Here is a 12,015-nt window from a genome sequence, read left to right as displayed (position 1 = left end):
GAGGGGCGAAGATGACCACTGACGTTCGCTCGCTCCGCGAGTTCAAGATGCCCGACGTGGGCGAGGGCCTCACCGAGGCCGAGATCCTCACCTGGTACGTCAAGCCGGGCGACACCGTCACCGACGGGCAGGTCGTCTGCGAGGTGGAGACCGCCAAGGCCGCGGTCGAGCTGCCGATCCCGTTCACCGGCGTGGTCGAGTCGCTGCACTTCCCGGCGGGCGCCACCGTCGACGTCGGCACCGCGATCATCGCGGTGGCCGTCGCCGGCGCCGCCCCGGCCGAGGCGGCGCCCGCGCCGGCCGCGGTCGCGGAGGCGGTGGAGGCCGAGCCCGAGCGCCGCGAGGTGCTGGTCGGCTACGGCCCGCGCACCGGCTCGGTGCAGCGCCGGGCCCGCCGCACCAACGGTGCCGCCGCCGCGCCGGCGGCCCCCGTCGTGTCCGCCGCGCCGGTGGCTCCCGCTGCTCCGGTCGCCCCGGTCGTCGCGGAGGGCGAGCGCCCGCTGGCCAAGCCGCCGGTGCGCAAGCTCGCCAAGGACCTCGGCATCGACCTGCGCACCGTGCGGCCGACCGGCCCGAACGGCGTGATCACCCGCGAGGACGTGCACGCCGCGGCCACCGCCGCCGCGCCGGTCGTCGAACCGGCCGCCGCGCCGGTCGCCCCGCAGGCCGCCCCGTCGGCGGCCGAGCAGCCCGCGCTGCCGGTGCCGACCGCGGCCGGGGACGTCCGGGTGCCGGTCAAGGGCGTCCGCAAGGCCACCGCGCAGGCGATGGTGGCCTCGGCGTTCACCGCGCCGCACGTCACCGAGTTCGTCCAGGTCGACGTGACCCGGACGATGAAGCTGGTGCGCAAGCTCAAGGAGAGCGGCGAACTGGGCGCCGGGGTGCGGGTCAGCCCGCTGCTGCTGGTCGCCAAGGCGCTGCTCACCGCGATCAAGCGGCACCCGGAGGTCAACGCCAGCTGGGACGAGGCCGCCCAGGAGATCGTGATCAGGGGCGCGGTGAACCTCGGCATCGCCGCGGCCACCCCGCGCGGGCTGATCGTCCCGAACATCAAGGACGCCGGCGCCAAGACCCTCTCCCAGCTGGCCGTCTCGCTCGGCGAGCTGGTGGAGACCGCGCGGCAGGGCAAGACCTCCCCGGCCGACATGTCCGGCGGCAGCGTCACCATCACCAACGTCGGCGTGTTCGGCGTCGACACCGGCACCCCGATCCTCAACCCCGGCGAGGCCGCCATCCTGGCCTTCGGCGCGGTGCGGGAGCTGCCGTGGGTGCACAAGGGCAAGGTGGTGCCGCGCCAGGTCACCACGCTGGCGCTGTCCTTCGACCACCGGCTGGTGGACGGCGAGCTCGGCTCCAAGGTGCTGGCGGACGTCGCCGCGATCCTGGAGTACCCGAAGCGCCTGATCACCTGGGGCTGATCCGCCCCGGCCGCCCGGGCCCCGCTCCGTTCCGCGGAGCGGGGCCCGGCGCGTTCCGGGCCCGTCGGACGGGGCCTCAGCCCCGGGCGGCCCGCCAGGCGGCGTGCGCCAGGGTGCGGAAGGCCTCGCTGTCGGAGCGGTCCAGGCCGAGCGCGCCGACCAGCAGCGCCGCGGTGGCCGGGCGCGGCCCGGCCGTGCCGCGCTCCAGGTCCGACAGGGTGCGGATGCCCAGGCCCGCCTTGACGGCCAGCTCCTGCTGGGTCAGCCGGGCCCCCTGCCGAAGTGTCCGCAGGGCCTGTCCGAATGCCCTGCGCGGGTCCGTGTCCGGCCCGTTCTCCATGTCCGCCGCCTTTCCCCCCGGGTGGTTCCCGGACGGCAGGGTATCCCGCCGGGCGGCGGCCCGTTCGCCGTTTCCAACTGCGCTGCGGCCACGCGGAATTGGCTGCTCCAATCGTTCTCCTCCGGTGATTCCCCGGTGATTTTCGCGGCACCGGGGGCGGAGGTCCGCATTGCTCCGCCCGAGGGCATTTCGGGCCGACCCCGCCGGGCCCGCGGTCGGGACGGGTACGTCTGTGCGACCAGCCACCCGCGCAGTCAGGCCGGGTGTCGTCGCAGCGAGGATTCCCGCGTATGCCGCCTGGTGCCCCCGGCCCCGTGATGCGTTCCGCGGCCGCCGTGCTGCTGGTCGCCGCCGCCGTGCTGCCCGCCGCGGTGGAACTGGCCTCGCCCGCGCCGTCCACCGCGATAGGCCCGCCGCTGCCGGGTCCGGACCGGGCCGCGCCGCCCGCCGCCCGGCCCGACCTGCGGGCCCCCGGCGCGCCCGCCGTGGACCTGCGGCTGTCCGGCGACCCGGCCAACCGGATCACCCTGGTGCTGCTGGGCGACGGCTACACGGCGGCCCAGCAGCAGCTGTTCCACGACCAGGCGGACCGGGCCTGGCACGCGCTGCTGGACATCGAGCCGTTCCGCACCTACCAGGGGTTCTTCAACATACGGCGGGTCGACGTGGTCTCCCCGGTGTCCGGGATAGCCGAGAGCGAGAGCGCCGGGAAGGTCCCCGTCACCCCGCTGGGCATGCACTTCTGGTGCGAGGGCACCGCCCGCCTGCTGTGCGCGGACGAGGACGCCACCGCCCGCTGGGCCGGCCAGGGCGAGGGCCCGCAGTACCTGATAGCGCTGGCCAACTCGACCGAGTACGGCGGGGCCGGCGGCACCGGGGTGACCACGCTGGCCGGCGGCAGTCCGGACGCCGGGCGGATCATCCAGCACGAGATGGGGCACACCGTCGGCGCGCTGGGCGACGAGTACGACAGCGCCCCGAGCGACCCGGACTACCCGAACCTGTCCCTGGTGGACGCCGAGGAGATGGCGCACGACCGGACCAAGTGGTGGCGCTGGCTGGGGGCGGTCTCCCCGGACGGCGGCGGCCCGGTGGGCGCCTACCGCAGCGCGAACGGGCTGTACCGGCCGACCGAGGACTCGGTGATGCGCAGCCTCGGCGGGGTGTACAACCTGCCGTCCCGGGAGGCGATCGTCGAGCAGCTGTACCGCCGGGTGAAGCCCGCCGACGCCCCCGAGCCCGCCCCCGGGCAGGTGACCGGCCGACCCAAGCTGCACGTGCGGCCGCTGGCCCTGACCGGCCCGCGCCAGCTGCAGATCGCCTGGTCGCTGGACGGGAAGCCGGTGGACGCCGGCACCGCGGACGGGACCTGGCTGGACACTGCCGTGCTCGCGCTGTCGCCGGGCCACCGGCACACCGTCACCGCGACGGTCCAGGACACCACCGACTGGGTGCGCGACGAGGAGTTCCGCACGCAGTACATGACCAGCACGGTGAGCTGGACGGTCTCCGGCTGAGCGGTGGCCGCGGCGGTTTTGAGTCGTTTCGCACCCTGACGAAAACATCAGGTGATGGGATGACTAGCCTGATTGCACTATGAGCGTGGACCCCGTCCCCACCGCACCGTCCCTGTCCGTACCCGCTCCCCGCCGCGCCGGCGACCCCCCGGCCGGCGCCTCCCCGGCCGGCGCCTCCCCGGCCACCGGATTCCCCGCCGCCGTCCTGCACCCGCCCGGCGGGCGCGCCGCCTGGTTCGCCTGGTCGGTCGGCGTCAGCGTCTACGTCCTCGCCGTGGTGCACCGCACCAGCCTCGGCGTGGCCGGCCTGGACGCCTCCGCCCGGTTCGGCATCGGCGCCTCCGCCCTGTCCACCTTCTCCATCCTGCAGGTCCTGGTGTACGCCGGGATGCAGATCCCGGTGGGCCTGCTGGTCGACCGGATCGGCCCGCGCCGGGTGCTGCTGCTCGGCGTGGCCCTGATGAGCGCCGGCCAGCTGGCCTTCGCGTTCTCCACCGCGTTCGCGCCCGCGCTGGCCTCCCGTGCGGTGCTCGGCTGCGGCGACGCGATGACCTTCATCAGCGTGCTGCGGATCGCCGCCCGCTGGTTCCCGGCCGCCCGCAACCCGTTCGTCGCCCAGCTCACCGGCCTGGTCGGCACCGGTGGCAACCTGGTCAGCACCGTCGTCCTCGCGCAGGCCCTGCACACCGCCGGGTGGAGCACCACCTTCGGCGTCATCGCGCTCACCGGCGTGCCGATCTTCGTCGCCGTGCTGGCGCTGCTGCGGGAGGCCCCTCCCGGTGCGCCCGCCCCCGCGCCGCAGGGAGGCGCCCGGCTGCCGGTCGGGCGGCTGATCCGGGCCGCCTGGGCCGAGCCCGGCACCCGGCTCGGCCTGTGGGTGCACTTCACCACGGCGTTCCCGGCGTCCGCGTTCGGCCTGCTGTGGGGGCTGCCCTACCTGGTCGAGGGCCAGGGCATGTCCCGGGCCGGCGCGGGCGGTCTGCTCAGCCTGCTGGTGCTCAGCAGCATGGCGTTCGGCCTGCTGTTCGGCCGGTTGATCTCCCGCTCGGCCGCGCTACGGCTGCCGGTCGCCTTCACCGTGCTGGGCGCCACCGCGCTCTGCTGGACCGTCACGCTGGCCTGGCCGCACGGCCGGCCGCCGCTGTGGCTGCTGGTGGTGCTGATCCTGGTGATGGGCAGCAACGGTCCTGCCTCGCTGATCGGCCTCGACTACGCCCGCGCCCACAATCCGGCCGAGCGGATGGGCACCGCGTCCGGGATCGCCAACATGGGCGGTTTCATCGGCTCGATGATCACCCTGCTGGGCATCGGCGTCCTGCTGGACGCGCTGGCCGACCCGGGCAGCAGCGGCTATGACGCGCACGCCTACCAGCTGGCGTTCTGCTTCCAACTGCTGCCGCTGCTGCTCGGAACGACGATGATCCTGCGGCTGCGGCGCAAGCTGGCCGCGGCCTGAGGGCGGATCAGGGGGTGCTCGCCAGATGGGCGAGCACCCGCAGGCCCAGCTCCTGGTCGCCGATCACGTTCACCAGCGCCGTCTCCGGGCGGACCCGGCCGCAGCACAGCCGCACGAAGGTCTGCCAGTCCATCGCCAGCCGCACGTCCGGGGCCGGCTCCACCGACTCGTCCACGCTGCCCCGGCCGTGCGCGCCGACCCGCACGGTGCGCTGGAACGGCAGCGCACCCGCCACGTCGAACACCACCGTGCTGCCGATCGGCGCGCCCGCCTCCTTGGCGACCTGCTTCGGCAGCGTCTCGATCAGCAGGTCGCGCGTCAGCACGGCCGCCGGGGAGTCCAGGTTGCCGGGCTCCTGCAGGGCGCGGCGCAGGTCCTGCTCGTGCACCCACACGTCGAAGGCGCGCATCCGCAGCACCGCGGCGTAGGGGAGGTCCCGGGCCAGCGGCCCGCCCGGCCAGCGCACCAGGTCCTCCGGCTGGTGGCGGGAGTTGCGCAGCGCCCGCGAGCGGCGGATCACCGTGTACTCCAGCTCGCTGGTGATCTCCACCGGCGTCCAGCAGCGGCGCTTGTCCACCGGCAGTTCCATGTACCGGGTGAAGTCGTCGGTGACGTGCCGCAGGTCGCGCGGCAGCGCGTGGATCGGCCGGGGGTCGCCGAGCATCTCCGACTCGACGCCGATGATGTGCGACACCACGTCGCGCACCGACCAGCCGGGGCACTCGGTGGCCCGGTTCCACGCGTCGGTCGGCAGCGGGGCGAGCAGCTCGGATATCGACTCGATCGACTGCGTCCACGCATCGGTGTACGCCTGCACGGTCTGGTTGTCCGCCACTGGTATCTCCGGCCCCTCCGTCGGCTTGCGTCGTCCCACGTCGCCCGGGCTGCCGAGACCTTCGCACGGACGCGCATACGGCACGTTACGCTGCCGGGTGAGAGCAGGGCAGCGCTTTCGGGTGACGATCGTAGGACTCTTGTCGTGGACGGTGGTACTGTGCGCGCTTCATTGATCCAACTCGCGGTCTCGGACGCCGAGCCGGCCGCCGAACGGCGGGCCAGGGCCGCGGCGCTGGTCCGCGCCCAGGACGGCGCCGACCTGGTGGTGCTGCCCGAGCTGTGGCCGGTCGGCGGCTTCGCCTACGACGCCTGGTCCGACGGCGCCGAACCGCTCGACGGGCCCACCGCCGAGACGATGTCCGCCGCCGCCCGGGCGGTCGGCTGCTGGCTGCACGCCGGCTCGATCGTCGAACGCGACCCCGACGGGCCGATCTACAACACCTCGCTGCTGTTCGCCCCCGACGGCGAACTGGTCCGCACCTACCGCAAGATCCACCGCTTCGGCTTCGACACTGGCGAGGCCGTCGTGATGGGCGCCGGCCAGGAGATCGTCACCGCGGACGCCGGCTTCGCCACCCTGGGCCTGGCCACCTGCTACGACCTGCGCTTCCCCGAGCTGTTCCGGGCCCTGCTGGACGCCGACGCCGAACTGCTGGTGATCCCCGCCGCCTGGCCCGCCCGGCGCGCCGAGCACTGGAACCTGCTGGCCCGCGCCCGCGCCGTCGAGGAACAGGCCTACGTGCTGGCCTGCAACACCGCCGGCACCCACGGCGGCGTCGAACAGGCCGGCCGCAGCCTGGTCGTCGACCCGTGGGGCCGGGTGCTCGCCGAGGCCGGTCCGGACGAGCAGGTGCTCACCGTCGAGTTCGACCCCGCCGAAGTCGCCAAGTGCCGCGCCGAGTTCCCGGTCCACCGGGACCGGCTGCTCGGAATCCCGGCACCCGTGCAACGCTGACATTTCGCCGCACATCGCCGTACCTTGGTCCGGATTGACCATTCCGGGGTAATCTGTGCGCGTTTTTGGGAGCTGGGTCCGGCCGCGGTCGGCACGACCCGGGGAGGGGGTGGCCATGACCGATGAAGGAGCCGGGAGCGGTCGTGCCCTGATCCGGCGCAACAGTCTCCGCGAACAGATCTCCGACGCCCTGCGCGACGAGATGATGGCCGGCCGGCTGCCCGCCGGCCGCAACTTCACCGTCAAGGAGATCGCCGACGTCTACGGCGTCTCCGCCACCCCCGCCCGGGAAGCCCTGGTCGACCTCGCCGCCCAGGGCCTGCTGGTCAGCGAACCCCACCGCGGGTTCACCGTCCCCGAATTCACCTGGGACGACTACCTGGAGATCCTCGAAGCCCGGGCCCTGCTCACCGACAACGCGCTGCGCCACCTCGGCAACCGCGAGCACCCCTACGACTGGACCCGGACCGTCTCGCTGCGCCGCCGCGCCGAGGCCGCCACCCGGGCCGCCCGGGCCGGCCACCTCGACGTGCTGGTCGGCTGCGACCTGCGGTTCTGGCAGGAGGCCGCGGCCATCCTGTGCAACGAGCGGATCGCCGACTACCTCGGCTGGCTGCGCGTCCAGTCCTGGATGTTCGCCGCCCCGCACCTGCGGGCCGTCGACCGGCTGGCCGGCGTCTGCTGGGACCGGCACGGCGAACTCGTCGACCGGATCGAGGCCCGCGACCACGACGGCGCCCGACGACTGGTCAACCACCACAACCTGTTCACCATCGAACTGCTCGCCCGACTGCTCGACCGGTCGCTCGACGGAGTCTCCGTCCTGCGCCTGCTGCGCGACCCGGCCGCGGTCGACCTGCCGTCGGCTCCACCGGCCGCGGGCCCGGAGCCCGCCCAACCACCGCACCCCACCGTCGGATTGGGGCAGGTCCCGCTGCCCAGGTTCGTCCCGTCCGGCCGGTACACCCGGTCGTTCCGGCCGGGGCACGGAGAGCCCGCCGCGGGCCGGTAGGGTTGGGGCCCATTGCCCCGTCCGACCGAGAGGATGAGCCGGCCCATGGCCTGCGACCTCTGGCTCGTCCCGCTCGTGGACGTGCTCACCCAGAGCCCCGAGAACCCGTTCCGGGACGACCTCGACCGCTACAACGGGGTACTCGCCCAGAACGGGCTGCCGCCCGTGCCGGTCAACCCCTACGTCCACGGCTACTCCGGGGACGTCGAGACGATAGCCGCGTTCGACTACGACTCGCTCCACTTCCTGCGCCGCGCCTACCTGTTGGGGCTCACCGGCTTCGAGGTGGCGCCGGTGGACGCGCTCGGCAGCGACTACGAACAGCTGCTGGAGATGTTCGAGGCCACCGCCGAACAGTCGCACCTGGTCTGGCACTTCGACCACGCCGGGGCGTACGTCCCGGTCGACTTCCCGGTTCCGCTGGTCGCCGACGAACTCCTCGCCGCGGGCGGCCCCTTGGGTTCCTCGCAGGGACTCCTCCGCGAACTGGAGGCAGTCGCCCCCCTGCTGGGCATCGATCCGCTCAACCCCCCGGCCCCCACCCGCCCCCTGGGCCCCACTCAGCTGGAACAGCCCTTCGGCCCCCCGATCGACGACTTCCAGCACCCCTTCGCGAGGGAGCGCCACGCCTGGGCCGGGCTCTGGTCGGCGGCGACGCGGAGCGTTGCCCAGGCCTCGATGATCGTCTTCGCGTAAGCGGGCGCGAACCCGGGGCGCTGGGGGGACCCCCGGGCGAAGCCGAGGGGGCGGAACCCCTGAGCCCCTGGTTTCGCGCCCGCCTGCTTTCGCGCTCGCGCCTGTCGGCCTGCCGACTAGCGCAGGGGTCCCTCCGGGGGACGCTGGCGCGGCATGGTGGGTCGGGTGCCCGGCGGGGGGAGGACGCGGACCTGGGCGCCGGTGCCGATCTCGGTGCGGCCGCCCCAGCTGCCCGGGACCTGGGTGGGGAGCTGGGTCATGCCGGCGCGGAATTCGAGCATCCACTCCGAGGTCTCGGTGCGGACCATCTCGGAGACGTCCTCGCAGAAGCGTCGCAGGACGCCGAGGCAGCGTTCGGCGGCTTCGCCGGCGGTGCCTTCGGTGGGGCCGAGGACTTCCCGGACGCATTCCGAGGCCCAGTCGAACTGGAAGGCCTCCAGGCGGCGTTGGAGGGCCTGGGAGGTGGAGACGTCGCGCATCCAGCCGGAGGTGAGGCCGAAGGCGCGGTCGGCGACGAGCGAGGCGGCGGCGAGCGCGAGACCGGCGTAGCCCCATTCGAGGGCGTGCGGGAGGACGCCGGTGAGAGAGACGATCGGGGCGGCGACGCCGCCGACGGTGAAGACGCCGGCGGTGAAGCGGAGCAGACGGGCCCAGCGGCGCTTCCAGACGCGGTCGCGGCGGTACCACTCGATGGCCTCGACGGCGCGCTCCTCCGACCAGCGGTAGAGCTCTTCGAGGCGTTCGGCGGGCTCGCCCCAGTCACCGAGCGGGAATTGACGAGCGCTCAGGTCGGTGCGGCGGCGGGTGGGGATCCGTCCGCCGGAGCCCGGGGCGGGCTGGTCGTCGTCGGCGACCTCTTTGCCCCAAGGACTCTCCTCGGGCTGCATTTCCGGCTGGCTCACCTGTGGCGCTCCCTGTGGCGGGGTGACTGCGGAGGCCCGGCGGGTACCGGGACTGACGGTGCGGACATCGATGCGGTGCGGGCTTGGCGGAGCCGCCCATGGTGCCGTGCCGGGCATGCGGCCGGGTTCCTTGTCCAACAGCACTTCTTACCGCCAAATGGCTGACCGTGTGGGCGCTTCCGCAGTGATCGTTATGTGATTTCACCTCCGGATGTCGAGGTCGGAGGGTTGTGCTGCCCGGCCGGATTTCACCCGTCCGAGCGAGGTGAACGGGGGCTGTCGGTGTGACTGCGCAGCTGTTCGAGCCAACCCTGTGTGTTCATACGAACAACGACTGCCGGATTCGCCCGGTACCTGGAGCTTCGTACGGAGCCGCCGACGATGCGGAACGGGCCACCGACTAGGCTTGCCGGTCGTGAAGGTCCTCGTCATCGGCGGCGGCGCCCGCGAACACGCCCTGTGCCGCTCCCTGTCCCAAGATCCCGCTGTCACCGAGCTGCACTGCGCCCCGGGCAACGCCGGGATCGCGCGGGTGGCCACCCTGCACCCCGTCGACCAGCTGGACGGCGCCGCGGTCACCGCGCTGGCCCAGGAACTGGGCGCCGACCTGGTGGTGGTCGGCCCGGAGGCCCCGCTGGTGGCCGGTGTCGCCGACCCGCTGCGGGCGGCCGGCATCCCGGTGTTCGGCCCGAGCGCCGCGGCCGCGCAGCTGGAAGGCTCCAAGGCCTTCGCGAAGGACGTGATGGCCGGGGCCGGCGTCCCGACCGCGCGGTCCTACGTCTGCACCACCGAGCAGGAGGCCGCCGAGGCGCTGGACGCGTTCGGCGCCCCGTACGTGGTGAAGGACGACGGCCTGGCGGCCGGCAAGGGCGTCGTGGTCACCGAGGACCGCGCCGCCGCGCTGGAGCACGCCAAGGGCTGCGACCGCGTGGTGATCGAGGAGTACCTGGACGGCCCGGAGGTGTCGCTGTTCGCGATCACCGACGGCACCACGGTGCTGCCGCTGGTGCCCGCCCAGGACTTCAAGCGCGCGCTGGACGGCGACCAGGGCCCCAACACCGGTGGCATGGGCGCCTACACCCCGCTGCCGTGGGCCCCCGAGGGCCTGGTCGAAGAAGTGCTGGCCACCGTTCTCCAGCCGACCGTCGACGAGCTGCGCCGCCGCGGCACCCCGTTCTCCGGCCTGCTGTACGCGGGTCTGGCGCTGACCTCGCGCGGCACCCGGGTGATCGAGTTCAACGCGCGCTTCGGCGACCCGGAGACCCAGGTGGTGCTGGCCCGGCTGCGCACCCCGCTGGCCGGCGTGCTGCTCGCCGCCGCCAACGGCACGCTGGCCGAGCTGGAGGCGCTGCGCTGGGACGAGGGCGCCGCGGTCACCGTGGTGCTGGCCTCCGAGGGCTACCCCGCGAACCCGCGCACCGGCGACCCGATCGAGGGCCTGGACGAGGCGGAGGCCGACGGCACCGCGTTCGTGCTGCACGCCGGCACCAGGTCGGGCGCCGACGGCGAGGTGCTCACCGCGGGCGGCCGGGTGCTGTCCGTCACCGCCACCGGCGCGGACCTCGCCGAGGCCCGGGCCAAGGCGTACGCGGGCCTGTCGAAGATCTCCTTCAAGGGCGCCCAGCACCGCACCGACATCGCGGCCAGGGCCGCACAGTAAAGAGGACTGCCCCCGCGGGGCGCTGCGCCCGGACGACCCGTCCGGACGCAGCGCCCCGCAGCGTTTCCGGAGCCGGAGGCGGAGTGGGCCGCACGTCGAAAAAACAGTCCTTCGGGTGATCTGTTGGTCATCCTGCTGACGGGGCCGGAGCCCCCGCCGTAGGGTGCGCTGCATCGCGCAGGGGCGGGGGCGCCGGCGTGGGCGCAGCTCGTCGCCACGACGCGCCCGGGGGATGCTGGGAGCGGTGGCGCGCCCCGCCGCAGTGTCACCAGGACGGGTGGTCTCCCCGGGGTTCCGGAACACCCGCCCGTACCGGGGCGTCGAGACTGGCAGGAAAGCGCCACGCGAGTCGTACCACCGGGTTCGGCACCCGCCGCTTCCCGTACCGGAATTGATCGAGTCGAGTCGGCTGCGAAGGGGGTGCCGCGGCGATGGCTGCAGTGGACACCGCACGCGCACGAGCCCGGGCCGTCCTGCGTCTTCGCGGACGGGCCGTGGCCGCCGCCGCGCTGCCCGCCGCCTGCGCGGCGGTGCTGCTGGTCGGGCGGTTCACCGGACGGATAGGCGCGGCCGGTTCACCGGACGCCCCGCTCTGGGACGGCATCCGCTGGGCGGTCGGCGCGGTCGCCGCGGCGACGCTGCTGCTGGCCGCGATGGTGGCCCGCGCACACCGCCGGGCCGTCCCGCCGGTCACCCCCGCGGTGCCGCTGACCAGGGCGGACGCACCCGAGCTGTACCGCCTGATCGAGGAACTCGCCGACCGGCTGGACGTTCCGGCGCCCGCCGCGATCGCGCTCACCCCCGACTGCGACAGCTGGCTGGAGGAGCCGCACCGCCCCGGTCGGCGGGCCGTGCCCGGCGCGCCGGTGCTGGTGATCGGCTCCCCGTTCCTGTGGTGGATGCGGGCCGGCGAGCTGCGCGCCCTGCTGGCCCCGGTGGTGGCCGGCACCGCGGCCGCCGCCGACCCGGACATCGCCGCCGCCCGCCGCTGGCTGCGCACCCTGGACGCCGCGCTCGGCGACCGGCGGCGCGGCCCGGCCGCGCTGGTCGACCGGATCGACCGGCGCCTGCTCGGCGCCTGCCGCGAGCACTCCGCCGAGCTGGAGCACGCCGTGGCCGCGTGGGCGTCCGAGCAGGCCAAGGCCGTCGACTACGGGCTGCGGATCGCCGCCCAGGAGCAGGTCGGCCTGGCCTACGCCGGCTGGGACCGGCTGCTCACCCG

Annotated in this window: 11 protein-coding genes; 8 read left to right on the top strand and 3 right to left on the bottom strand. The window is 74.2% G+C overall.

Annotated features, from left to right (window positions below; translation table 11 throughout):
- Nucleotides 1-11 precede the first annotated feature (11 nt).
- Entirely contained in the window at nt 12-1,418 is a 1,407-nt protein-coding gene (locus IEZ12_RS13745) for a dihydrolipoamide acetyltransferase family protein (protein WP_189272318.1), read from the top strand.
- Nucleotides 1,419-1,494: 76 nt separating this feature from the next.
- Here IEZ12_RS13745 and IEZ12_RS13740 read toward each other — a convergent pair whose 3' ends face one another.
- Nucleotides 1,495-1,758 carry a helix-turn-helix domain-containing protein gene (locus IEZ12_RS13740; protein WP_052509692.1) on the bottom strand — a complete coding sequence of 88 codons (264 nt, stop codon included), beginning with the start codon at nt 1,756-1,758 and terminating at the stop codon, nt 1,495-1,497.
- 290 nt (nt 1,759-2,048) lie between these two features.
- Between IEZ12_RS13740 and IEZ12_RS13735 the strand changes: the two genes are divergently transcribed.
- Together IEZ12_RS13735 and IEZ12_RS13730 are read left to right on the top strand one after the other, a co-directional pair.
- The gene (locus IEZ12_RS13735) at nt 2,049-3,275 is read left to right on the top strand and encodes a M64 family metallopeptidase (RefSeq protein ID WP_189272317.1); all 1,227 of its coding nucleotides are present in this window, start codon (nt 2,049-2,051) and stop codon (nt 3,273-3,275) included.
- A gap of 79 nt (nt 3,276-3,354) precedes the next feature.
- Nucleotides 3,355-4,731 (top strand): MFS transporter, encoded by a 1,377-nt coding sequence (locus IEZ12_RS13730; RefSeq protein WP_189272316.1) that lies wholly within the window; start codon nt 3,355-3,357, stop codon nt 4,729-4,731.
- 7 nt (nt 4,732-4,738) lie between these two features.
- Here the strand turns inward: IEZ12_RS13730 and IEZ12_RS13725 are convergent, their stop codons facing one another.
- A complete protein-coding gene (locus tag IEZ12_RS13725; protein WP_189272315.1) occupies nt 4,739-5,566 on the bottom strand; it encodes a maleylpyruvate isomerase family mycothiol-dependent enzyme in 828 nt (275 codons plus the stop codon).
- A 159-nt stretch (nt 5,567-5,725) separates the two neighbouring features.
- On the opposite strand from IEZ12_RS13725, the gene IEZ12_RS13720 reads away from it, so the two are divergent.
- From IEZ12_RS13720 to IEZ12_RS13710, 3 genes are all read left to right on the top strand, one after another.
- A complete protein-coding gene (locus IEZ12_RS13720; protein WP_189272314.1) occupies nt 5,726-6,523 on the top strand; it encodes a carbon-nitrogen family hydrolase in 798 nt (265 codons plus the stop codon).
- 115 nt (nt 6,524-6,638) lie between these two features.
- On the top strand, nt 6,639-7,535 hold the full coding sequence (locus IEZ12_RS13715) for a GntR family transcriptional regulator (protein ID WP_189272313.1): 897 nt from the start codon (nt 6,639-6,641) through the stop codon (nt 7,533-7,535).
- A gap of 45 nt (nt 7,536-7,580) precedes the next feature.
- Nucleotides 7,581-8,231: a putative DNA-mimic protein gene (locus IEZ12_RS13710; RefSeq protein ID WP_189272312.1), complete on the top strand. Its 651-nt coding sequence runs from the start codon at nt 7,581-7,583 to the stop codon at nt 8,229-8,231.
- A 116-nt stretch (nt 8,232-8,347) separates the two neighbouring features.
- Here the strand turns inward: IEZ12_RS13710 and IEZ12_RS13705 are convergent, their stop codons facing one another.
- A complete protein-coding gene (locus tag IEZ12_RS13705; RefSeq protein WP_373295471.1) occupies nt 8,348-9,133 on the bottom strand; it encodes an SLATT domain-containing protein in 786 nt (261 codons plus the stop codon).
- A gap of 415 nt (nt 9,134-9,548) precedes the next feature.
- Between IEZ12_RS13705 and purD the strand changes: the two genes are divergently transcribed.
- Nucleotides 9,549-10,793, top strand: a complete 1,245-nt coding sequence (gene purD, locus IEZ12_RS13700) for a phosphoribosylamine--glycine ligase (protein WP_189272311.1) — start codon at nt 9,549-9,551, stop codon at nt 10,791-10,793.
- A gap of 431 nt (nt 10,794-11,224) precedes the next feature.
- Nucleotides 11,225-12,015: M48 family metalloprotease (locus tag IEZ12_RS38350; RefSeq protein ID WP_505744213.1), on the top strand; the 791-nt coding region annotated here is incomplete at its 3' end.

Origin of the sequence: Kitasatospora griseola, from assembly GCF_014648555.1 — a bacterium.
GTDB lineage: Bacteria > Actinomycetota > Actinomycetes > Streptomycetales > Streptomycetaceae > Kitasatospora > Kitasatospora griseola.
This window is presented reverse-complemented; position numbering and strand designations above follow the sequence as displayed.